The following is a 21,290-nucleotide window of genomic DNA, read 5'->3' as shown; positions in this document are numbered from 1 at the left end:
GGTTCCGGAACGCGAGTCGTGCCATGAAACCCTGAGCGGGTGGTCGAGGAACAGCAACAGCAGGAAAGCCGCCTCACCGTCGTCCTCGCGCTCGCCGCCAACCTCGGCATCGCGCTCGCCAAGACGGTCGCCGCGGTGCTCACCGGATCGGCGTCGATGGCCTCGGAGGCGGGGCACTCATTCGCCGACACCACCAACGAGATCCTGCTGCTCACCGCCTTGCGCCGCAGCAAGCGCCCCGCCGACCGGCGGCACCCGTTCGGGCACGGCACCGAGCGCTACATCTGGTCGCTGCTGGTGGCCGTGTGCATCTTCGGCATGGGCGCGCTGTTCGCCTTCGTCCAGGGCGCGCAGGCGATCCTGGGCGGGGAGACCGAGCACAAGAACACGTTCGTCGGCTACCTCGTGCTGGCCGTGTCGGCGGTGCTGGAGTCCATCTCCTGGCGGCAGGCGTTCCGGCAGACCCGCCAGGAGGCACGCGCCGACGGGCAGTCGCTCCTGGCGTTCCTGCGCAGCACCGACGACCCGACCACCAAGTCGGTGCTGTTCGAGGACTCGGCCGCACTGATCGGCCTCGTCCTCGCCGCCGCCGGCCTCGGCCTGCACCAGGTGACCGGCTCCGGGGTCTGGGACGGCGTCGCCTCGCTGCTCATCGGGGTCGTGCTGACGGTGGCGGCCTTCTTCCTCGGGCGGACCAACCTCGACCTGCTCATCGGCCGGCAGGCCCAGCCCAGGATCCTGGAGGGGGTCAAGCGCCTCCTCACGGCCGCGCCGGAGATCGAGGCGCTGGTCGACCTGATGACCATGACCATCGGCACCGGCGAGGTGCTCGTCTGCGCCCGGCTGGACTTCAGCGACGACCTGGGCGCCGCCGACGTCGAACGCGCCTGCGTACGCCTCAGCGAGGAGCTCCGCGTGAGCCACCCCGAGATCTACGAGGTCTTCCTGGAACCGGTGCCGCGGGACGACCCCGGCCTGCGCCGGCGCGTCATCGAACGGTACGGCCGCCCGCCGTACCACTGGGCGGCGGGAGAACGATAGCCCCGCACTCGGGAGGGTTCAGCCGAGCTGGACGCCGAAGAACAGCGCGACCAGCGCGCCCAGCGCACCGAGGGCGCCCCAGATCGCCAGCCCCCGCTTGGACGTGGCCCGCATGTGCAGGAACGCCGCCACTCCGGACAGCACCACGAAGACCATCTTGACGTTCAGCGTCATCCGGTAGGCGTCGCTCGGGTGGTCGAGAGCGATGATGTTCCACACGCCGGTGAGGACGAGCACCGCGAACGCGGGCCACGCCACCGCGTTGAACCGGCGCGCCGCGACCTTGGTCACCCCCTCGTATCCGCGCAGGGCGGGAACCAGCGCGCCCAGGGTCAGCTGGCCGCCGACCCAGACGGTCGCCGCCAGAACGTGCAGGAACACACGCACCGTGTCCATCGATACCGCGAGCAACGTCCTTCGCCTCTCTCTCGGGGAACGGTTCAGATCATTCCGGTACGTCCGGCCGAGCCCGCACCGGGGCCGTCATTGCGATCCCGTGGTGCCGGCCTGTGCGACTTTGCCGATACCGTGACCCAACCGGCGCGTCACCTTGAATCGGGCGTTCGATGATCTACGGTCGGTTTCGTGACCCGTACGGACCGCTTGCTCGCCCTGGTGGAGGAGCTTCGTGCGGGCGCCCCCGGGTCCTCCAGCACCAGGTCGCTCGCCCGGCGCCTCAAGGTCGATGAGCGGGTCGTCGAGCGGGACGTCGAGGACCTGCGCGAGGCCGGCGTCCCCATCAAGGCCGACACCGCCGGAACCGGCTGGTTCCTCGACACCGTCGGAACCCTGCCGCCGGTCGTCCTCTCCCCGGCCGAGGCCGTGGCCCTGGCCACCGCCGTCGGCCGCGACGGCGCGTCGCCCTTCGCCCACTCCGGCCGCACCGCGCTACTCAAGATCATCTCCGCCATGTCCATGGCGGAGAGCCCGGAGGACCGGCGGCTGGCCGAGCGAATCCGCGCGCTCATTCTCGCCGACGGCGCGCCGGACGTTCCCGCCGCGGCGGTCGTCGAGGAGGCGGTCGCGACCCGCAAGGTCGTACGGTTCGCCTACGCGGGTCGCGACGGCACGAGGACCGAGCGCGAGGTCGAACCGGTCGCGTTCGTCGCCGGCGCCCGCGACTGGCACCTCATCGGCTGGTGCCGGCTCCGCGACGCGCCCCGGATCTTCCGGATCGACCGCATCCGCCAGGCCGCGCTGCTGGAGGAGGTCGCGCCGCCCCGCGACTACTCCGGCGCGACCCCGCACGTCACCGATCTCCTCGCCGCCGCACTCCGCGTCGACTGAGGGAGCGGGCTCAGCCGGTGAAGTGCGGCTGCTTCTTCACCGGCGACGCCGCGGGGGCCTCGGTCGCCGGCGACGCCGTGGTCTCGTCGGTCGGCGTCGTTTCACTCGCCGACGGCTCCGGATCCGCCGAGGACGGATCCGGCTCCGGAGTGGTGTCCGTCGGCGTCGGCGTCGGCGTGGGGGTCGGACAGTCCTTGCCGGTGAGGTGGCCGTCCACCTTGGCGTACCGGCTGTCCTCGACCATCTTCTCGCAGTACGTCTGGTACACCCACCGCCACGGGTCGATGTCGCTCGTCTTGGCGTCGGCGTCCGCCGTGAAGTAGTGCAGCGGCCACTGCGCGGTCTTGGGACCGTCCGTGCCCTTGTACTGCTCCGCGTCGACGCACTTCGGCCCGGCCGTGCTCGTCACCGTGTAGTCGCCGTCGCCGTCGAGCGACCCCGTCACCTTCAGCTGGATCGGGTCGCCGCTGTCGGACGTGGTCCCAGGGATCGTCGTGAAATGTCCCTCATCGTGGATGTGGACCTTCCACGTCCCGTCGGTGTCCCCGGGCGCGAACGTCGTCGTCCGCGTGAAGTCGTCGAGCGCCCACGCGGACGGGGCGTTCTCGGGGTGATCGACGAACGTGGCCGTGCAGGTGGGCAGCTTGCCGCCGTCCCGTGCGTACGCGACGGCGGGCACGGCGGCGACCGCCACGGACACCGCCGTGGCGGCGAATAGCTTCTTCACGACAACTACGACGCTCCGGACCCACCGAAGGATCACACCGTGTCCACTTCAGGCCAGATCTTCTTCGAGGCCCGGCCTGCCCGGCCCCCGGCGCGAACTCCCTCCAAGCGCCTTGACGTCCCCATTGACGTGCTGAAACCGGCGAATCGGTCGTCGATCCGTCAACGGCGACGGAAAGCTGACCACAGCGGCGGCGAAGCCATCGCGCGAGGCCGGACGCGGGCCGGGTCGGTCCGGGTCAGCCGATCGCTCGGCCGTGGATCAGGGGCAGGTAGACCTCGTCGACGATCTCGGTGATGACGGCGTCGGGGATCGCGCCGATCCCCTGGGTGACGTACTCGTTCCGCAGCAGGGTCAGCGCCACTGTGGCGACCCTCGGGTGCAGTGCCTCGGGTGGCGCCTCGCCGCGGGCGACCGCGCGGCCGAGAACGGTCAGCCAGGCGGCGGATCCGCCGTCACCGACCTGGCTCTGGAGCTCCGCGAGCAGTTCGGGCTCGTCGCCGATGCTGGACAGCAGGCTCCGGAGGATCTCGCCCGTGGGCGATGACCGATCGCAGTTGATCTGGCGCAGCAGCGCCAGCGCGTCGCCGCGCAGCGTGCCGGTGTCGGGTGGCTGCGTCTGCGCCTTGACCAGCCGGCGGTAGGCGGCGACTCCGAGCGCCGCGCGGTTCGGCCACCGGCGGTAGATGGCGTTCTTGTTGGTGCCCGCCCGCTTGGCGACCCGGTCCATCGTCAGGCCCGGGTAGCCGGACTCGAGGAGCTCGTCGGCCGCGGCGCGCAGGATCGCCTCCTCCAGGACGGCCCCACGCCGCCTCGATGGCCCGGTGGGGCCCGGCTCAGTCCGCTCGCCGCTCATGCTCTCCTCGGCAGGCTCGATACCGCTCGTACCCTACTGCGCCCCGTCGGGGCCACCGGCCCGGTGCGCCGCCGGCGCGGGACGGTGCTCGGCCGTGGCCTCGGCTATTCCTCGGTCAGTATCCCGCTGAGCAGCAGATCCGCCAGTCTCGGAATGGCGGCGGCCGCTCTCTCGGCTGGGAGGGTGCGGAACGAGCTGATCGCCCTCAAGGCGAGGCGTGCGTCGCCGACGGACACCTCCCGGCGGACGGCGCCGTCCTGTCGTGCGCGTTGCACCAGGTGTGCGAACGCCTCGGCGTGCGCGCGGCGTTGTTCGGTGAAGGCGGCTCCCGTCGCGTGCGAACCGAGCAGTGCTTCGTTGAGGCCGCGGTCGAGCACCTGCCGTTCGGCGAAACGGAGAATGGCGCCGCGCAGCGCACGCCGGGAGTCCGGGTCGGCGAGAGTGGCCCGCATCTCCTGTTCGCAGCGCCTGACCTGCTCGGCGAGCACAGTGGCGATGAGATCCTCGCGTGAGGGGAAGTGCCGATAGATCGTGGCGACGCCCATTCCCGCGCGCCGGGCGATCTCACGTACCGGCAGGTCCAGACCGTCTGCGGCGAAGGCGGCACGCGCCACCTCCACGATGTGCCGTTGATTGTGTTCGGCGTCCGAACGGCGTTTCCGAGTCATTGTCGCTTCGTCCGTCTCTCACTTCACCGTGATCCGGAGCAGATGTTCCTCTTCCGCGCTTACGGTAGTGCGCGTTCTCGTCGTTCGACGTTGGAGGAGTGCCGTGTTCGCAGTGCAGTTCGATCGATTTGGTCCTCCGGAGGTGCTGTTCGTGGGCCCGTACCCCGAGCCGCACGCAGGGCGGGGAGAAGTGCGCGTCAGGGTGAGATCCGCCGGAGTCTCACCGGTCGATCTCGCACTTCGCGCAGGACGGTCGCCGTCGAGCGAGAGGATCGCTCTGCCGCACGTCCCGGGTGCCGACGCGGCAGGAGTCGTCGATGAAGTAGGCCCGGATGTCACCGGCACCGTGGTCGGGGACGAGGTGTTCGGGGCGGTCGATGTCTCACGGCTCGGTGGGGCGAGCGCCGAGTTCGCCGTCTTGCGGTTCTGGGCGGCGAAGCCGGCGTCGATGCCGTGGGAAGAGGCTGGGGCGAGCGGTACGAGCATCGAGACGGCGACCCGGGTGCTCGACCTGCTCGACGTGCACGAGGGGACCACGTTGTTGATCGATGGCGCGGCCGGCGGCGTCGGCAGCGTCGCCGTACAGTTGGCGATCGCACGGGGTGCTCATGTGATCGGAACGGGGAGCCCGGCGAACCAGGCCTTCATCGCCCGGCTGGGCGCCATCCCCACCACCTACGGTCAGGGGCTGCCGGAACGGGTCCGCGCGCTTCATGACCGCCGAGTCGATGTCGCGCTCGACGTCGCCGGTGCCGGCTCTCTCGCCGAACTCATCGCCATCACCGGCACGGCGTCATCGGTGGTCACGATCGCCGACTTCACCGCTCCGAAACTCGGGGCCCGTCTCTCGCTCGGCGAGTTCGGAGGTGAGCCGAACGGACATCACGGTCTCGCCGCCGCGGCCACGCTCTTCGAACAGGGACGCTTTCGCCTTCCACTGCAGAGGGTGTTCCCTCTGGAACAGGCGGCCGAAGCACACGCGTTTGCCGATCGAGGACCGCGGCAGGGCAAGGTCGCCTTGGTCGTTCCTCAGCACGGCCGATAAGGGACGTTGCCGAGCGAGGCGAGCGCCTGTGCCCGCTCGATGATGAGCCGGCGTTTCCGCTGCCTCCTCCGCGGGTCGGTGTGGAAGTCCTGGGCGGTGGTCTGGTGCGGGTGCCGGCGGTAGAGCATGCTCGGCTCCCCGATGAAGTACCCGCCGGCCACCGCGTTCGCGGCGATCACCAGCCCGGTGTCCTCGGAGGTGTCGAGCGCCATCCACCCGCCGAGCGCCAGCAGGAGGCCACGCCGCATACAGAGGGTTCCCGGCACCAACGGGAGGATCCACCCCTGCTCTTCCCAGGTGCGCAGGACCGCCCCACGCTCGACGACACCCTCCGGGAGATCGTTCGCCTCCCAGCTCTTCGTCGATCCGTCGGGGAGAAGGTCGAGGGCCCGGGACGCGGTCCAGCCGATCTCCGGTCGGCCCGCCAGCAGTTCGATGTCCCGGAAGAGCGCGCCGGGGAGCAGGCGGTCGTCGGAGTCGAGGTTGCGGATGAGTTCTCCGGTGGCGCGGGCCAACGCGGTCGTACGGGTCACCGCCGGCCCACTGGGCCGGGTGGTGCCGAAGCTGATGCGCGGGTCCTCGGGAAGCGCCGACTCGACCAGACCGCTCTCGCCGTCCTCCTGGACGACCCATTGCCAATCCCAGCCGGCCGGAAGCGCCTGGTCTCGTAGCGATTCGTACGCCTCACGCAGGAAGGGCGCATTCGGCGGGTGCACCGGAGTGATCACGGTGATGGTGCGCGTCATCGACTTCCACGGCTCCAACGGTCGGACGTCATACGAACGGCGCCTGTCCCTGTCATCGCAGGTCAGACGCCGTCTCCGTATGATCGCCGAGAGGTGGGCACAGCTGGATTCGAACCAGCGACTCCTGGTTTGTAAGACCAGTGCTCTAACCACTGAGCTATGCGCCCGCTGCCGGGGAAGGACCCGGCGCGCCACAGCCTACCGGGATCATCCCCCTGCTCGCGAAACGGAATCAGGCCGCGGGACGCCAGGGGCCGTAGATGCCGGCGGGGCCGCGGGACGAGACGTACAGGCGGCCGTCCTCGGCCAGCGCCACGGCGTACACCTGCCCCGTTCCGTCGGTGGCGACCATGGGGACGCCGACCGCCGGGAGGGGCAGGGCGGGCGGCGGGACGCGGCTGCCGGTCGGCACCGGGGCCTCGCCGGTCTCGTGGAACACCGCCCGCAGCGGCGTCGCGGGGCCGCTCCAGGTCCGGCCGGTCTCCTTGGCCTGGCGGATCGCCGTCGAACCGGCCTCCTCGTACACGAGGGTCGGGTTGCCATCGGCGTCGCGGGTGGCGGTGATGGGGCCGTTCGGCCGTACGCCGGGGACCGCGCCCGTGTACACGAACGAGCAGCCCGTGCTCTGCCGCCACTGCAGCACCTGGCTGCGGGTCGGCGCGAACAGCTCGATCCCGGCGCCGCCGCCCACGGCGTCCATGCCGTCCTGAACGTCCCGGGTCGGCGGGATCACGCGGGGGCGTTTGCGGGCAGGCGCCGTGGTGGCCTTCTTCTTCCCGGGAGACGGGGTGGTGGTCCGCCGCGGGGAGGCGGAGCCGCGCGGCGTCGTCCGCGGGGTCGTCGGCGTGGCGCTCGGGGTCGGGGTGGTCTTGGCGCCGGGCAGCGGCAGGGAGGGCAGGACGGGAGGCCGCCGCGACGGCGTGGCGCTCGGGGTCGGCGTCGGGGTCGGGGTGGTCGACGCCGACGGCGAACCGGTCGGCCGTGGCCTGGGGGAGGAGGGCTTCGCGGCGCGCCTGCGGGCGGTCCCGGCGGCGGGGCCGCGCAGCTCCTGCCACGAGGTCCACGATCCGTCCGTGGCCCGGCACCGCACGCTGACGCCGCCCTTGGCATCGCGGACGAACACGGCGGGCCGGCCCGTACGGCCGGGCACGGCGATCGGCGCGCCCGCCGCGGCGCCGAGATCGGTCCAGGTCGCCGTCCATCTGCCGCCGGCGTAGCGGGGGCGGGCGGCGACGAGTTCGCCGCCACGGCGGGCGAAGACCTGGCCGCCGGCGGTGGTGAGGGACGGCGCGAGGCCGCTGCCGCCGAGGGACGCCGGCCCGGACCAGCCGGTGGGCGTCTGCCACCACGTGTAGAGGCGGCCGGACAGGACGGCGAAGGCCTGGAGCCGCCCGTTGCCCGCGCGGGTCGTCCAGGAGGCTCCCCGCGGCCAGCGGTAGCGCATGCGGAGCTGCCAGGAGGCGAAGTTCCTGGCCTCGGGGTTGATCCGGTAGTCGTTCGCCCGGTAGTCGGCGAAGTAGCGCTGCTTGGCGGCCGACACGGCCCGGCCGAGGTTCACCGGCGTGTCGCCGAGGTTGTAGTCGCGGTAGTCGACCTGGACCACGGGCCGGCCGTACGCGGCGACCGCCTCGGTCGCGAACTTCGCCGTCGCCCTGTGGTCGGTGTGGTCGGCGGTATAGCGCGGGTCCGGCGCGGGATCCTGCGTCCGCACGACCGTGGGGCGGTACAGCGTGAACAGGGTCACCAGGGCGTGGACGACGTCGGCATGGGTGTAGCAGTGGGCGTACGGCGACAGCGGCGGCGTCACGGTCGGCGAGCACTTGGCCGAGCCTCGGTCCGCCTCCAGCTGCGCGATCGCCCGCCTGCCGACGCGGACGCGCGGGTCGCGGCCGTCGGGGAGGCTGAGGAAGGCCAGGTGGACGTTCGGGCGCGCGGTCAGCGTGTGCACCTCGATGTTCACCCGCCCGGAACGCACCGTCTCGACCCGCCAGCCGTCGGGGACCCCGGCCATGGCGGCGTACGCGGAGTGCAGTCCCTGGCGGCGTTGCGCGACGTAGGTGAGGGGGTCGTGGGCGTCCCCCATTCCGGCGTGGCCCTCGCCCGCGCTCAGCACGACCGTCGTGACGCCTTCCCCGCGCCGGATGTCGTTCGCCAGGTCCGGCGACATGAACAGCAGATCGTCATCGGGGTGGGCGACCACCTGGACGAATCCGGCCTGGACCGAGGGAGTCCGCTGCCCGGCGGCCCGGGCCGGGGCGGTGATCCCCAGAAGTCCGGCACAGGTCGCCGCGGCCGCCAGACCCGCGATCGCACGCGCAGGGCGTCCCGCCACGCTCGTTCCCCTTCAGCCCTGCGAGCGCCCGTCGCAGGAGCGGAAGGATCATGCCACACCGAGGGTTGACATTTCGTTAATTAAGCGATCATTAGGGTTTTGATCACATTGCCGGAATTGACCCAAGGTCGGGTGGCGGGATGTGATCTCCCCGGATCAGGTGGCGGGATCTGGTTCCCCGGGATCAGGTGGCGGGGTCGTTGCCCAGCAGGCGGCTGAGCGCGGCGGCGACCTCCTCGGACAGCCCCGGGCTGTCGGAGGACGCCGGTGTCTCGGGCGCGCGCTCGACGGCCCGTACGCGCCCGCACGTACGGCACTCGACCTCGCCGAGACGGCAGACCAGCGCGGTGGCCCCGCAGGCCGCGCAGTGATCGAGCTCCGCGGCCCAGTCCCGGCCGTGCTGGCAGTCGGGGCAGATCAGCACCTGCCGGTCCGAACGGACGCCGCGTCGCCAGGGACTGGGGCCGTGGTCCGGGTCCGTCTGCCGGGCCCCGCAGCGGTAGCAGGGCATGGCGCCTCCAGGGTGATCCAGGACCGGGCCCGCGCGGGCCCGGTCGCAGGAGACTAGGAGATGTCGGCGAGCGCCTTGCGGTACTCGTCGAGGTCACGGGCGTCGGGGATGGCGTTCTCCACCTTCCACCGCACGACGCCGGTCTTGTCGATGATGTAGGTGCCGCGCGTCGCGACGCCCCGCTCCTCATCGAAGATCCCGTAGGACTTCGCCACCGCGCCGTGCGGCCAGAAATCCGACAGCAGCGGGAACTCGTAATTCTCCTGCTCGGCCCACGCCCGGTGCGAGAACATCGAGTCGACCGAGATCGCCAGGACCTGCACGTCGTCTCCGCCCAGCGTGGGGAGCTCGTCGCGGATCGCGCACAGCTCGCCCGTGCACACGCCGCTGAACGCCAGCGGATAGAAGACCAGGACAACGGTCTTCTTCCCCTGGAAGTCCGACAGGCGCACGGGAGCGCCGTGCTGGTCCTTCAGCTCGAAGTCCGGCGCGGCATCGCCGACCTCAACCGCCATGTGATAGCACCCTTCCCTCGCCGAGTATGGCCGTACGTCAGTCTGTCACCCGTCGTCCCGACGGATCGAGGGAGCCCCCGGGGCTGACACGCCTCACACGCACGCCGGTCAGCCCTCTCCTCGCACGGTCCGCTCCTCGGCGGAGAAGGTCAACGCCGTGCCTTGGGCGTCACCAGGCGCGTGCCCGACCACTCACGGGCCGCGCTGATGCTGCTGGTCTGCGACAGACCGGCCGTCTGGGCGGCCTCCAGGATGTCGCTCGGCTCGACGTGGCCTTCGCGCCCCGCCTTCGGCGTGAGCAGCCAGATGTGGCCGCCGTCCGCCAGTGTGGTGAGTGCGTCGGACAAGGCGTCGAAGAGATCGCCGTCGTCCTCGCGCCACCACAGCAGCACGACGTCGACGACCTCGTCGTAATCCTCGTCGACCAGCTCGTTACCCGAGACCGACTCGATGGAGCTGCGCAGCTCCTCGTCGGTGTCGGCGTCGTAGCCGATCTCCTGCACCACCTGGTTCGGCTTGATGCCGAGCCGTTCGGCCAGGCTGCTCTGCGCCTGACCCGCGGTCGCGCTCACGAACGTCCTCCCTGTGTTGTGGGCCGCGATTGTCAACCATGCCCATGTTGTTCACCGCCCGCCCCTCCGGGTGCGGCATTGCCGGACAGTTCACACGGCGGACCACCCCGTGCGCAAGTGTCTGACCCGCAAGTGAGCGAACCCGGCCACTTCTCTCAACTCCCGCTGATGAAGCTGAGTCGCACCTTGCGCACGACATTGTCCACGTTGAGGTCGACCACAGCCACCGATTGCCAGGTGCCCAGCGCCGGTTTTCCGTCGATCACGGGGATCGTGGCGTACGGCGCGATGAACGCCGGCATGACGTGGGAACGGCCGTGACCGCGGGATCCGTGCGCGTGTTCCCACCGATCGTCGGCCGGGAGCAATTCGCTCAACGCGGACAAGAGGTCTTGATCGCTGCCGGAGCCGAGCTCTATGAGCGCGACCCCGGCGGTCGCGTGCGGAACGAAGAGGTTGAGCAATCCGTCGGATGCCCCGATGTCCCGTAGGAATCTGAGGCATTCGCCGGTGATGTCGTGCACGGCCTCCTTGCTCCCAGTGGCCACGCTAATCACTTTGCTCATCATGAGTACTGTCTACTCTTCCGGCTCGATCACGGCATCCGGCCCCGGATATACCAGGCCCGTGTGCCCGTCGTCGAAGCGGACGACATAGGGCGGTCCCCCGGAGGAGCCGCGCACCTCGATGATCTTGCCGGTCCGGTCGGCCTGCCCGACGGTGTTCCCGTGGACGTGCAACCGGTCGCCAACGACCGCTTCCATCCTCGTTTCACCTCCCGACCGCGGGTATCCCCTGAGCGGTGGCTCTCCACACAGCCTCGTACGCTCCGAGGCCGATGGGAAGCCGTACCGGCCGGTTACCGGGCGGTAGAGATGCGTTAACGGTTCCGACGTACGACGATGGTCGGGACAACAACGATCCATCACCTGACCTGGGTGGGCACGAAGCGAAGGGGAACCCGTGGCTTCCGGACGCCAGCGCTTTTCGATCATCAGCGACGGCCTCCCCAGTCAGCTTCCGGACATCGACCCCGATGAGACCCGGGAGTGGCTGGAGTCGCTCGACACGGTCATCAAGACCGAGGGCCGTTCGCGCGCCCGCTACCTCATGCTGCGGCTGCTGGAGCGGGCCCGCGAGCAGCAGGTCGGCGTGCCCGGCCTGCGCAGCACGGACTACATCAACACGATTCCGCCGGAGCGCGAGCCCTGGTTCCCAGGTGACGAGTACGTCGAACGCCGTATCCGCGCCTACATCCGATGGAACGCCGCGATCATGGTGTCGCGGGCGAACCGCCCCGAGCTGTCGGTCGGCGGCCACATCGCGACCTACGCCTCCGCCGCGTCGCTGTACGAGGTCGGGTTCAACCACTTCTTCCGCGGCAAGGACCACGGCGAGTCCGGCGACCAGGTGTTCATCCAGGGCCACGCCGCGCCGGGCATCTACGCCCGCGCGTTCCTCGAAGGCCGGCTGCCCGAGGACAAGCTCGACGGGTTCCGCCAGGAGATCTCCCACCCGGGCGGCGGGCTGTCGTCCTACCCGCACCCGCGGCTGATGCCGGACTTCTGGGAGTTCCCCACGGTGTCCATGGGCCTCACCGCCATCAACTCGATCTACCAGGCCCGGTTCAACCGCTACCTCTACAACCGGAAGATCAAGGACACCTCCCGGTCGCACGTGTGGGCGTTCCTCGGCGACGGCGAGATGGGCGAGCCCGAGTCGCTCGGCGCGATCGGCCTCGCCGCCCGCGAGGAGCTCGACAACCTCACCTTCGTGATCAACTGCAACCTGCAGCAGCTGGACGGACCGGTCCGCGGCAACGGCAAGATCATCCAGGAGCTGGAGTCGTTCTTCCGGGGCGCCGGATGGAACGTCATCAAGGTCATCTGGGGCCGCGACTGGGACCCGCTGCTCGCCCAGGACGTCGACGGCGCGCTCGTCAACAAGATGAACACCACGCCCGACGGCCAGTTCCAGACCTACACCGTCGAGACCGGCGAGTACATCCGCGAGCACTTCTTCGGCGACGACCCGCGGCTGCGCAAGATGGTCGAGCACATGTCCGACGACGACATCCGCAAGCTGTCGCGCGGCGGCCACGACTACCGCAAGCTGTACGCCGCGTTCAAGGCGGCCCGTGAGCACGTCGGCCAGCCGACCGTGATCCTCACCCACACGATCAAGGGCTGGACGCTCGGGCCGGACTTCGAGGCGCGCAACGCCACACACCAGATGAAGAAGCTCACCAAGGCCGAGCTGAAGGAGTTCCGCGACCGGCTGTACCTCGACATCCCCGACTCGGCCCTGGAGGCGGAGCTGCCGCCGTACTACCACCCGGGCGAGGACTCCGACGAGGTGCAGTACATGCGGGAGCGCCGCATGGCCCTCGGCGGCTACCTGCCCAAGCGGGTCAACCGCGCCAAGGCCCTGAAGCTCCCCGGCGACCCGGTGTACGTCGAGCTGAAGAAGGGCTCCGGCAAGCAGAACGTCGCCACGACGATGGCGTTCGTCCGGCTGCTCAAGGACCTCATCAAGGACGAGAACATCGGCGCCCGGTTCGTACCGATCGCCCCGGACGAGTACCGCACGTTCGGCATGGACTCGCTCTTCCCGTCGGCGAAGATCTACTCGCCGTACGGTCAGACGTACGAGGCGGTCGACCGCAAGCTGCTGCTGTCCTACAAGGAGTCCGAGCAGGGCCAGATGCTGCACGAGGGCATCAGCGAGGCGGGCGCCGTCGGCTCCGCCATCGCGGCCGGCACGGCGTACGCCACCCACGGCGTGCACATGATCCCCGTCTACATCTTCTACTCGATGTTCGGGTTCCAGCGGACCGGCGACAGCCTCTGGGCGATGGCCGACCAGATGAGCCGCGGCTTCCTGCTCGGCGCGACCGCCGGCCGCACCACCCTCACCGGCGAGGGCCTGCAGCACAACGACGGCCACTCGCCGCTGCTCGCCGCGACCAACCCGGCCTGCGTCTACTACGACCCGGCCTGGGCGTTCGAGCTCGCCCACATCATCAAGGACGCGCTGCGGCGCATGTACGGCACCGGCGAAGAGCACCCGAACGGCGAGGACGTCTTCTACTACCTCACCGTCTACAACGAGCCGTACCAGCAGCCCGCCGAGCCGGCCGACCTCGACGTCGGCGGCCTGCTCAAGGGCCTGTACCGCTACGCCGAGGCGCCGCAGGTCGAGGGCGAGGCGCCGGGCGCGCAGATCCTCGCCTCCGGCGTCGGGGTCCGGTGGGCCCTGGAGGCCCAGCGGATGCTCGCCGAGGAGTGGGGCGTGGCCGCCGACGTCTGGTCGGCCACCTCGTGGACCGAGCTGCGCCGCGAGGCCGTCGCCTGCGACGAGTGGAACCTCCTGAACCCCGACGGCGAGCAGCGCGTCCCGTACGTCACCCGCACGCTCGACGGGCAGCCCGGCCCGGTCGTCGCGGTCAGCGACTTCATGCGCGCCGTCCCGGACCAGATCGCGCCGTGGGTGCCGGGCGACTGGTCCTCGCTGGGCACCGACGGGTTCGGGTTCTCCGACACCCGTGCCGCCGCGCGCCGCTTCTTCCACGTCGACGCGGCGTCCATCACCCTCGCCGTGCTGACGCGGCTCGCCCGGCGCGGCGAGATCAAGCAGGAGATCTTGCAGAAGGCCATCGACCGCTACCAGCTCGGCGAGGGCGCCGAGGTGGTCGTCGGCGCCGGCAGCACCCCGCCGGAGAGCGAGACGGGCGGCATGAGCGTCGGCTGACGACGACGCGACGCCGCGACGACGGCCGGACCGGCTCTCACGGGCCGCTCCGGCCGTCGTCGCGTACGGGGACTCCTCTCCGCGGGTCAGGAGGCGGTCGGCACGTGAGGCTTCTCGTCGGTCCAGCCGACCTCCAGGTAGACCGTCGACGCACGCTTGACGTGGTCCACCGTCTCCACCGTCTCCTGCAGGACGAACGAGCTCTTCGTGTCGATGATCAGGGTGGAGGGCCCGAGCCTGACGGCCTGTCCCACGCGTCCCTGGGAGTCCGCGACCCGGCCACCGGCCGTCACGCCGGGCCGCCGCGCGAGTGCACGGAAGGCGGCCGCGCGCACGCTCGGCGAGACGGGGACCGCGTACAGCAGCGTGCTCAGCGTGTCGGTCGTCGCATCCTCCACGTCCTTCGGCCGCCACTGCGGGTTCAGCCCGCGTGAGAACGCGCGCGCCCAGGTCGTGAGCCGCCGTGGGTCGGCCGGGAGCCCCCGGAGCCGGTCGAAGGACAGCATGTGGTCCTCCAGCTCGAAGGACCTGCCGTCCTTGTACTTCTTCTTGTCCAGCGCGTCCCCGTGGTTCTCCAGGTCGGCCGAGCCCATGTACCACCAGCCGTCCTTGGCGGCCCAGGTCTCCAGCACGTTCCCCACGGGTCGCCCGCCCGAGACCGCGATCGTACGGATCCGTCGGACGTGCCAGTACCTCCCGGCCGTCGGCGGCGTCTTCTCGGCGCTCGCCGCGGCGGCCAGCAGGACCTCCCGGCCGGACAACCGCTGCTCCGTCTGTGCCGGGGCGGGCCGGGGGCCGTGTGACGGAGCCGACGTGCCCGTGAGGGCGATCGCGGCGGCGGTTCCGGCGGCGACCAGCCCGAGCCCGGGCAGAGCCCAGCGGAGCCGGCGGCGCCCCTGCCGCCTCCGGCCGGCGGGCACGTCGCGCGGAGCCCTCGCAGGCTCCTGACGGATCAGCTCGTCCAGCCGCCGCCGGCCCGTCGCCGTCACCGCCGCCGACGGGTCGCCCTCCTCCAGGAGCCGGGAGACCGCCTGAATGTCATCCATGGAATTCTTCCTCCGTAGACGTGGGGTCGGTCCCGCCCAGAGCCTCCCGCAGCTTCTTTCGAGCCCTGCTCAACCGCGATCCGACGGTGCCCCCGGGAATCTCCAGCGCCTGCGCGGCCTCCTCGTAGCCGAGGCCGCCCAGCGCGACGAGCAGCAGCACGTCGCGGTCCCCCTCCGGCAGCGCCGCGAGAGCCCGCGCGAGGCTTGGCCGCACGCCCTCCGCGGTGACCCGGGCGGCGACCCGCTCCTCGTGCTCGCCGCCCGCGGTCTCACCGCCCAGGCGGGCCAGCGCGGCATAGCGCCTGCTCTCATCACGCCGGTACTGCCCGACCAGGTTGGTGGCGATGCCGAACAGCCAGGGGCGTACGGCGCCGCGCTCCGGGTCGAACCGGTCGCGTTTGCGGAACGCGGTCAGGAACGTCTCCGCCGCGACGTCGTCGGCGACGTCACGGCCGAGCCGCCCGGCCACGTACCGGTAGATCTGCGGGAAGTACCTGTCGTAGATCACCTTGAACTGATCGGGCTCATGCCACGACCGCCCGATCACCGCGGCGTCCTCGTCCTGTGAGGCGGCGACGCCGTGTGCGGCGGTCATCCGTGGCTCCTTGTCATGTCCGGCCTTTCCGAGGCGTTCGGCGGTCACCCGTACTCAGTCGCCGGCCGAAATCTTCTTCACGGCGCCGGTCGCGGCATCTCCGGGGACCGAACCTCGCCGTTGCGTTCCCCGGAGGGGACGAAGGGAGATACGGTCTTCGGGCTGACAATTGAGATCATCCCGATCACGGATCGCAAGGGGGATGAGCGTGTCCGGCCCGACGGACGACAACGTGCCCGAGCCCGATGCCGCCGTGACCTCCGGCGACGACGCCCCGGGCCCTGCCGGCCCGCCCGGTACGGACCGCCCCGCGGCCGAGACGGACGCTTCTTCGGCTTCCGCCGATGCGGCCCCTGAGGCAGCGGACGCCTCCCCGGAGAACGTTCCCGCGCCGGAGGACGGCGGACGGGACGAGATCTCCGGGGCGGACGATTCCCCTGAGACGGCCTCCGGGCCGGCGGACGAAGGCGAGGACGATCGGCTCGCTGAACGGCGCCCGCCGGAGCCGGACGCCGACCCGGCCGGCGACGCCTCGGCGAGGGAAGACATCCCGCCCCCGGACGGGGACGACGCGGTGACACGACCCTTCCCGCCCACGGATGGGGACGATGCCGTGACGCGACCCTGCGCCTACTGCGGGCGTCCGATCCCGCAGCCGGGCGAGGCGGGGCCCGTCCTGCGGTACTGCCTCGACAACGACGGCGCCTGCGCCCAGGCGGCGGCCGAGCGGCGCCGCCGCGACCAGGACTCTCCGGGCCTCGCCGGGCAGGTCGCGCGGACCTGGGACATGGTCGAACGGCTGGAGGACGTCGCCGAGCTCCTGGCGATGTCCCTGACGGCGGATCTCAGCGTCGCGGGAGTCGAGCGGCGGATCGCGGAGGCGAGGGCGGAGGCGGCCGCCGCCGTCGCCGAGGCGCAGCGGGACCGCGAGGCGGCCCGGCTGGACGCCGAACAGGTACTCGCCCAGCTGGGGGACGTACGGCGCCGGGCCGAGCGGGCCGAGACCGCCGTCGCCGAGCTGACCTCGCGGTTGGAGGCCGCCCATACGGAACGGGACGCCGCGCGCGACCTCGGCGACCAGGCGACCCGGACGGCGGAGGCGGCGACCGAGGCGGTCACGGCCGTACGCGAGGAGCGTGACCGTCTCACCCACCGGATCGCCGAGCTGACCTCGGCACTGGACCTGGCCCGCGACGAGAACGCGCGATACCGCGGCGAGCTCGCCGAGGCCAAGGAACTGCAGAAGCGGGCCGTGGCGGTGGAGGAGATGCGTTCGCAGCTCCGGGCCGCCGAGTCCGAGCTGGACAAGATGCGCACCACGGCCGAGCTTGCGCAGAGTGCTCGGGCGGCCGCCGAACAGGCACGAGCTGCGGCCGACCGGCAGGCCCTCGAGGCACGCGCGCACGCCGACGAGGTGAGCGGCGAGCGGGATACCGCGATGGCCGAGATCAAGGAGCTCCGCGGCGAGCTCGAACGCACCCGTACCGAGCGGGACGAGACCCGAACCGAGCTGGAGAGCACCCGTGCCGAGCTGGAGAGCGCTCGCGGCGAACTGGAGAGCACCCGCGGGGAACTGGAGAGCGCTCGCGCCGAGGTGAAGGGCGCTCGGGGCGACGCGGACAGCGCCCGTGCCGATTTGGACCGTGCCCGTACCGAGCTGGACGGTGCTCGGAACGAGTTGGAGACGGTCCGGGCCGACCTGGAGACCTCGCGCGGGGAACTCGAAACGGCACGGCCCCGGCTGGAGGAGGCCGCACGGCTCACCGAGGAGATCGAGTCCGCTCGCCGTGAGCTGGAGGAGGCGCGGACCAAGCTGGCGCAGTACCAGCTGCAGGCCAAGGAGCGGTCCAGCATGCTGAGCCAGCTTCGCGCCGCGCTGGCCACGATGATCGCCGAACGCGACGCCGCGCGGGCGGAGGCCGACGAGGCCAAGGCACAGGTGGAGCAGTTCGCGAAAGGTCACCTGGGACCGACGACCTCGGCGCGGCATGCGCGGCACGCCGCCGATCCGCAGGCTCCGGCCGGTTCGCAGACGGGTCCGCAGACCTTGGCCGAGTCGCAGACCGGGCCGCACGCTGTGGCCAAGCCACAGACCGGGCCGCACAATGTGGTCGAGCCGCAGACCGGGCCGCACGCCTTGGCCGAGTCGCAGACCGGGCCGCACGGTGTGGTCGAGCCACAGGCCGGCTCATCGGCCGACTCGCGGAGACCGAGCGATCCGCCTGCCGTCTCCCCGGCACCCGGCGATCCGGCGGCCGACGGGCGCACTCCGGGTGGGCCGTCGACCGATCCCCTCGGTCTGGGCGCCCCGTCGGCCGCTCCGCAGGTGCCGCCGAGTGGCCCGCCGGCCGATGGGCGGACTCCGGGCGGGCCGTTGACCGATTCGCGCGGTGTGGGCGGCCCGTCGGCTGATTCTCGCGGTCCGGGCGGTCCTCCGACCGGTCCGCAGGTGCCGAGTGATCCGTTGGCGGACGGCTGGACTCCGGGTGGGCCGTTGACCGACCCTCTCGGTCTGGGCGCCCCGTCGGCTGATTCTCGCCGTCCGGGAGGCCCGCCGGCCGGTCCGCGGCTGCCGAGTGATCCGTTGGCCGACAGACGTGGGGCGAGTGACCCGTTGGCCGGTAGGCGGCGGTTGAGGGATCCGCTGAGCGACCCGCTCGCGACGGATGGACCGACCGCCGACCCGCTTGCGACGGGCGGCCTGCCCGCCGATCCGCGCCTTCCTCCCCAGGCGCCGGCCGACCCGCGCGTACCCGGCCGGGCGGCGGCCGATCCGCTCGGCCCGGCGCCGTTCCCCCCACCCCCGGATCAGCGGTCGGTGCCCCCTGCTCCGCCGACGTTTCCGGGCGCGGGGTCGGCTCCCGGTGCGTCTCCGCCCCTTCCGGGGGGAACCCCGCCCTCCTCATCGGCGTACGGCGGGACGCCGTTCCACACGCCCGGTCCGGCCGGGCCGGACACGGGGGCGACGTACCCGTCGCCGGGTCTCATCGGCGGACCGGGCCTCCCCGGTCGGCCGGGTCCCCCCGGCACCTCGTACACCCCCGGCGGGGCGAATCCCCCCGGGGCACCCGGCGGTCCCGGCGTGCCGGGTACGCCGGGCGCGCCACAGGGGTCCGCGCCAGGGCCGGAGCCCGATCCCTCCGCCGACGACGCGGCGAACGACCCCGCGCGTACGCAGTCCCCTCCCGCGCCGCCTGGGCGCTTCGACCGCTTCCGCCGCCGTTTCCCCCCGTCGTCCGACGGATAGCGGGGCGTCGGGTCGGCACGGCCCCGGGACACCGGATCAGGGCCCGAGACCTGAGGTGGGCCGGAACGGGTCGGCCGGGACGCGGGCGGGTCAGGACGGGCGGATCGGCATGGCGATCGGGGCGGGCCGGCGGATGCGGTGGGCGGCGACCCGCGCGAGCACGCCGGGAGCGAACAGCGACGTCGGCGCGGCCATCAGCGCCAGCACGTGAACCAGGCGTTCGCACACCCGCCGGTCGACGTTGGCGGTGGCCACGACCTCGTCGACGTACGCGTTGATGACGCGGGTCCGCAGCCGTACGGGCGCGGCCTCGGTCTCCCGGTAGCGCAGGTCCTCACCGGTGGCGACGAGCCATGCCCCGGCGGCGCTGCGGGCGGCGCCGCGCTGGAAGCGCCGTTCGAAGCCGGGGCGCGGGTCGCGCAGGCAGCGGTCGAGGGCCAGGGCCGCGACGGCGGCGACGCTCATGCCCTGGCCGTAGATGGGGTTGAAGGCACACGCGGCGTCGCCGGTGACGACGAAGCCGCGCGGCCAGGAGGGCAGCCGCTCGTAGTGCCGGCGGTGGTTGGCCGTGCGGCGGTAGGCGACGATGGGGGTCAGCGGCTCGGCGTCGCGGATGGCGTCGTACAGGACGGGGCTGCGCAGCCCCTTGGCGAACTCCAGGAACGCGGCCTCCTCGGACGGGCCGTAGTCGCGTCCCGCGCCGGAGAGGCTGCAGATCCAGCGACCGCCCTCCTGGGGGAACAGTCCGCCGGTGCGCCGGGTCGCGGGCGGGTCGGCCTGGATGTACAGCGCCTTCCAGCCGGGATCGAACCCGGGCGGTATGGCGTAGTAGCGGCTGGCGTACCCCAGGAGCGGATCGACCCGGGTCTCCGGCGGCGCCGGGTGACCGAGTGCGGTGAGCCATTCCGGCGCCCGCGACCCGCGGCCGGTGGCGTCGACGACCAGGTCGGCATGGAGTTCGCCGTCGTCGCCGAGGATCACCCCGGCGACGTCCCCGCCGCGGGGGAGGAGGCCGGTCACCCGGTGCCCGTCGAGGACGTCGACGGGTTTGCGCCCGCCGTCCGGGGGGCCGGTGAGCCGGTCCCGTACGGCATGGTCGAGGAGTGGGCGGCTGAACGTCAGCAGCCGCGTCGCGTCGAAGCGTTCGCGCCAGCCCGCCGAAGTGAGCCAGAGGACGTCGGCGGGCACGCGGACCTCTTCGGCGCCGGCCGCGCGTAACGTGGCCTCCAGACCGGGGAACAGCGCCTCGGCGATCTCCAGGCCGCGGGTCCAGAGCACGTGCAGGTGCCGGGACTGCGGCACGCCCGGCCGGAACACCGGATCGGCCGGGAACCGGTCGCGGTCGATGAGGGTGACCCGTTCGAAGTGGGCGGTCAGGACGCGGGCGGTGAGCAGGCCGGCCATGCTTCCGCCGATGACGATGGCGTGTTCGCGTTTCACTCGAGGTCTCCGGTGGCGGGGAGTGCGCTCAGAAATCATATGAGAACGCGGATATTGACCCTATGTGAAGGACGCGCCGATACTCGTATGGACGAGCGAGGAGTCGGATCATGGCGACCACTGTCGGCGGCCATTCACAGGTTCCCTCCCGGACCCGCCATCACCGCATGGTGAAGAGCGAACTCACCGAGACACCGCATCCCGCCTGGGCTCGGTCGATGGTCGATTCGCTCCGGCCGGACTGGACCGCGGTACTCGAGGCGAAGATCTTCACCGAGACGGTCCACGGACCGTTCCCGGAGGAGGCGTGGCGGCGGATTCTCCTTGACTTCTTCTGCGTGGTCGAGGCGTTCCCGAAGTACATGGGCGTCTATCTGGCCAAGACCACCTTCGGTCAGGTCCCGGGGGATCACCTCGCCCGCGACTGGCTGATCGGGAACATCCGGACCGAGGCCCTGCACGCCCAGTGGTACGCCGACTGGGCGGCCGCGCTCGGCATCGGCTTCGACGAACTGGTCGCGCACCGGCCCTGCCCGGAGGTCGGCGCGCTGTACGAGTACCTGTGGTCGGTCTGCTACCGGGGTGGTCTGGCCGAGGCGTTCGGCGCGGTGAACTACGCGATCGAGGGGGTCACGGGGGAGTGGACGCGCCTGGCCCTGCCCGCATTCCGGGACAGGTACGGCGACGACGCGGCCGCCCTCCGCTGGCTGACCGAGCATGCGGAGTACGACGACGCGCATCCCCGGGAGGCGTTCGAATTGATCAAGCTGACCGTGCGGGACGAGGCCGAGCACGCGAAGGTCGAGTCGGCGGTGCGCCGGTCGCTGGAGTTGTTCCGGAGGGCCTTCGACGCCAGTTACGAAAATCGGGCATTTCCGGTGAATGTCACGTAATGGAGGTCCTCAACAGGGT

20 protein-coding genes and 1 tRNA gene are annotated in these 21,290 nt (G+C 71.6%); 6 read left to right on the top strand and 15 right to left on the bottom strand.

Features of this window, described 5'->3' with window-relative positions:
* Nucleotides 1-39 precede the first annotated feature (39 nt).
* On the top strand, nucleotides 40-1,041 hold the full coding sequence (locus NE234_RS09640) for a cation diffusion facilitator family transporter (protein ID WP_252778544.1): 1,002 nt from the start codon (nucleotides 40-42) through the stop codon (nucleotides 1,039-1,041).
* 18 nt (nucleotides 1,042-1,059) lie between these two features.
* Here the strand turns inward: NE234_RS09640 and NE234_RS09635 are convergent, their stop codons facing one another.
* On the bottom strand, nucleotides 1,060-1,437 hold the full coding sequence (locus NE234_RS09635; RefSeq protein WP_252778543.1) for a hypothetical protein: 378 nt from the start codon (nucleotides 1,435-1,437) through the stop codon (nucleotides 1,060-1,062).
* A gap of 189 nt (nucleotides 1,438-1,626) precedes the next feature.
* Here NE234_RS09635 and NE234_RS09630 point away from each other — a divergent pair, with 189 nt between their 5' ends.
* A complete protein-coding gene (locus tag NE234_RS09630; RefSeq protein WP_252778542.1) occupies nucleotides 1,627-2,328 on the top strand; it encodes a helix-turn-helix transcriptional regulator in 702 nt (233 codons plus the stop codon).
* A 10-nt stretch (nucleotides 2,329-2,338) separates the two neighbouring features.
* On the opposite strand, the gene NE234_RS09625 is transcribed toward NE234_RS09630, so the two are convergent.
* The 3 genes from NE234_RS09625 to NE234_RS09615 all read right to left on the bottom strand — a co-directional run bounded on the left by NE234_RS09625 (nucleotide 2,339) and on the right by NE234_RS09615 (nucleotide 4,579).
* Nucleotides 2,339-3,055 (bottom strand): hypothetical protein, encoded by a 717-nt coding sequence (locus NE234_RS09625; RefSeq protein WP_252778541.1) that lies wholly within the window; start codon nucleotides 3,053-3,055, stop codon nucleotides 2,339-2,341.
* A 238-nt stretch (nucleotides 3,056-3,293) separates the two neighbouring features.
* Nucleotides 3,294-3,911 (bottom strand): TetR/AcrR family transcriptional regulator, encoded by a 618-nt coding sequence (locus tag NE234_RS09620; protein WP_252778540.1) that lies wholly within the window; start codon nucleotides 3,909-3,911, stop codon nucleotides 3,294-3,296.
* A gap of 104 nt (nucleotides 3,912-4,015) precedes the next feature.
* The gene (locus NE234_RS09615) at nucleotides 4,016-4,579 is read right to left on the bottom strand and encodes a TetR/AcrR family transcriptional regulator (RefSeq protein ID WP_252778539.1); all 564 of its coding nucleotides are present in this window, start codon (nucleotides 4,577-4,579) and stop codon (nucleotides 4,016-4,018) included.
* Between the two features lie 103 nt (nucleotides 4,580-4,682).
* On the opposite strand from NE234_RS09615, the gene NE234_RS09610 reads away from it, so the two are divergent.
* Nucleotides 4,683-5,624, top strand: coding sequence for an NADP-dependent oxidoreductase (locus NE234_RS09610; protein ID WP_252778538.1), 942 nt, complete (start codon nucleotides 4,683-4,685; stop codon nucleotides 5,622-5,624).
* Here NE234_RS09610 and NE234_RS09605 read toward each other — a convergent pair.
* The 8 genes from NE234_RS09605 to NE234_RS09570 form a co-directional block, all read right to left on the bottom strand.
* Complete coding sequence (locus NE234_RS09605; RefSeq protein ID WP_252778537.1) at nucleotides 5,609-6,370, bottom strand: glycosyltransferase family 2 protein; 762 nt, start codon at nucleotides 6,368-6,370, stop codon at nucleotides 5,609-5,611. The two genes, NE234_RS09610 and NE234_RS09605, sit on opposite strands and share 16 nt — an antisense overlap.
* Before the next feature lie 94 nt (nucleotides 6,371-6,464).
* Nucleotides 6,465-6,537, bottom strand: a tRNA-Val gene (locus tag NE234_RS09600).
* 65 nt (nucleotides 6,538-6,602) lie between these two features.
* Nucleotides 6,603-8,702: a PIG-L family deacetylase gene (locus tag NE234_RS09595; protein ID WP_252778536.1), complete on the bottom strand. Its 2,100-nt coding sequence runs from the start codon at nucleotides 8,700-8,702 to the stop codon at nucleotides 6,603-6,605.
* Between the two features lie 184 nt (nucleotides 8,703-8,886).
* On the bottom strand, nucleotides 8,887-9,213 hold the full coding sequence (locus tag NE234_RS09590; protein WP_252778535.1) for a hypothetical protein: 327 nt from the start codon (nucleotides 9,211-9,213) through the stop codon (nucleotides 8,887-8,889).
* 53 nt (nucleotides 9,214-9,266) lie between these two features.
* Nucleotides 9,267-9,728, bottom strand: a complete 462-nt coding sequence (locus NE234_RS09585; protein WP_252778534.1) for a peroxiredoxin — start codon at nucleotides 9,726-9,728, stop codon at nucleotides 9,267-9,269.
* Between the two features lie 149 nt (nucleotides 9,729-9,877).
* Entirely contained in the window at nucleotides 9,878-10,300 is a 423-nt protein-coding gene (locus NE234_RS09580; protein WP_252778533.1) for a DUF3052 domain-containing protein, read from the bottom strand.
* Between the two features lie 155 nt (nucleotides 10,301-10,455).
* Nucleotides 10,456-10,869 carry a secondary thiamine-phosphate synthase enzyme YjbQ gene (locus NE234_RS09575; protein ID WP_252778532.1) on the bottom strand — a complete coding sequence of 138 codons (414 nt, stop codon included), beginning with the start codon at nucleotides 10,867-10,869 and terminating at the stop codon, nucleotides 10,456-10,458.
* 9 nt (nucleotides 10,870-10,878) lie between these two features.
* Nucleotides 10,879-11,064, bottom strand: a complete 186-nt coding sequence (locus NE234_RS09570; protein ID WP_252778531.1) for a DUF1918 domain-containing protein — start codon at nucleotides 11,062-11,064, stop codon at nucleotides 10,879-10,881.
* 199 nt (nucleotides 11,065-11,263) lie between these two features.
* Between NE234_RS09570 and aceE the strand changes: the two genes are divergently transcribed.
* Entirely contained in the window at nucleotides 11,264-14,050 is a 2,787-nt protein-coding gene (gene aceE / locus NE234_RS09565; RefSeq protein WP_406566964.1) for a pyruvate dehydrogenase (acetyl-transferring), homodimeric type, read from the top strand.
* An 86-nt stretch (nucleotides 14,051-14,136) separates the two neighbouring features.
* Here aceE and NE234_RS09560 read toward each other — a convergent pair whose 3' ends face one another.
* Both NE234_RS09560 and NE234_RS09555 read right to left on the bottom strand, forming a co-directional pair.
* Nucleotides 14,137-15,096 (bottom strand): CU044_5270 family protein, encoded by a 960-nt coding sequence (locus tag NE234_RS09560; protein WP_252778530.1) that lies wholly within the window; start codon nucleotides 15,094-15,096, stop codon nucleotides 14,137-14,139.
* Nucleotides 15,089-15,691 (bottom strand): RNA polymerase sigma factor, encoded by a 603-nt coding sequence (locus NE234_RS09555; RefSeq protein WP_252778529.1) that lies wholly within the window; start codon nucleotides 15,689-15,691, stop codon nucleotides 15,089-15,091. The genes NE234_RS09560 and NE234_RS09555 overlap by 8 nt, the downstream gene beginning before the upstream one ends.
* Before the next feature lie 208 nt (nucleotides 15,692-15,899).
* Between NE234_RS09555 and NE234_RS09550 the strand changes: the two genes are divergently transcribed.
* Nucleotides 15,900-18,938, top strand: coding sequence for a hypothetical protein (locus tag NE234_RS09550; RefSeq protein WP_252778528.1), 3,039 nt, complete (start codon nucleotides 15,900-15,902; stop codon nucleotides 18,936-18,938).
* A gap of 90 nt (nucleotides 18,939-19,028) precedes the next feature.
* Here the strand turns inward: NE234_RS09550 and NE234_RS09545 are convergent, their stop codons facing one another.
* Nucleotides 19,029-20,378 (bottom strand): NAD(P)/FAD-dependent oxidoreductase, encoded by a 1,350-nt coding sequence (locus tag NE234_RS09545; protein WP_252778527.1) that lies wholly within the window; start codon nucleotides 20,376-20,378, stop codon nucleotides 19,029-19,031.
* 110 nt (nucleotides 20,379-20,488) lie between these two features.
* Between NE234_RS09545 and NE234_RS09540 the strand changes: the two genes are divergently transcribed.
* On the top strand, nucleotides 20,489-21,271 hold the full coding sequence (locus tag NE234_RS09540) for a TenA family transcriptional regulator (protein WP_252778526.1): 783 nt from the start codon (nucleotides 20,489-20,491) through the stop codon (nucleotides 21,269-21,271).
* The last annotated feature ends 19 nt before the right edge of the window (nucleotides 21,272-21,290 follow it).

Source organism: Actinoallomurus rhizosphaericola, from assembly GCF_024055675.1.
GTDB classification, from domain to species: Bacteria; Actinomycetota; Actinomycetes; order Streptosporangiales; family Streptosporangiaceae; genus Actinoallomurus; species Actinoallomurus soli.
Note: the sequence above shows the minus strand (reverse complement) of the source record. Positions and strands in the feature narration are given on the sequence as shown.

What these genes read in the sequence shown, in the direction of transcription:
- NE234_RS09585 (WP_252778534.1), bottom strand. Translation starts at nt 9,728, where the DNA reads ATGGCGGTTGAGGTCGGCGATGCCGCGCCGGACTTCGAGCTGAAGGAC.
- NE234_RS09615 (WP_252778539.1), bottom strand. Translation starts at nt 4,579, where the DNA reads ATGACTCGGAAACGCCGTTCGGACGCCGAACACAATCAACGGCACATC.
- NE234_RS09560 (WP_252778530.1), bottom strand. Translation starts at nt 15,096, where the DNA reads ATGGATGACATTCAGGCGGTCTCCCGGCTCCTGGAGGAGGGCGACCCG.
- NE234_RS09570 (WP_252778531.1), bottom strand. Translation starts at nt 11,064, where the DNA reads ATGGAAGCGGTCGTTGGCGACCGGTTGCACGTCCACGGGAACACCGTC.
- NE234_RS09575 (WP_252778532.1), bottom strand. Translation starts at nt 10,869, where the DNA reads ATGATGAGCAAAGTGATTAGCGTGGCCACTGGGAGCAAGGAGGCCGTG.
- NE234_RS09590 (WP_252778535.1), bottom strand. Translation starts at nt 9,213, where the DNA reads ATGCCCTGCTACCGCTGCGGGGCCCGGCAGACGGACCCGGACCACGGC.
- NE234_RS09605 (WP_252778537.1), bottom strand. Translation starts at nt 6,370, where the DNA reads ATGACGCGCACCATCACCGTGATCACTCCGGTGCACCCGCCGAATGCG.
- NE234_RS09620 (WP_252778540.1), bottom strand. Translation starts at nt 3,911, where the DNA reads ATGAGCGGCGAGCGGACTGAGCCGGGCCCCACCGGGCCATCGAGGCGG.
- NE234_RS09635 (WP_252778543.1), bottom strand. Translation starts at nt 1,437, where the DNA reads ATGGACACGGTGCGTGTGTTCCTGCACGTTCTGGCGGCGACCGTCTGG.
- NE234_RS09555 (WP_252778529.1), bottom strand. Translation starts at nt 15,691, where the DNA reads ATGACCGCCGCACACGGCGTCGCCGCCTCACAGGACGAGGACGCCGCG.
- NE234_RS09540 (WP_252778526.1), top strand. Translation starts at nt 20,489, where the DNA reads ATGGCGACCACTGTCGGCGGCCATTCACAGGTTCCCTCCCGGACCCGC.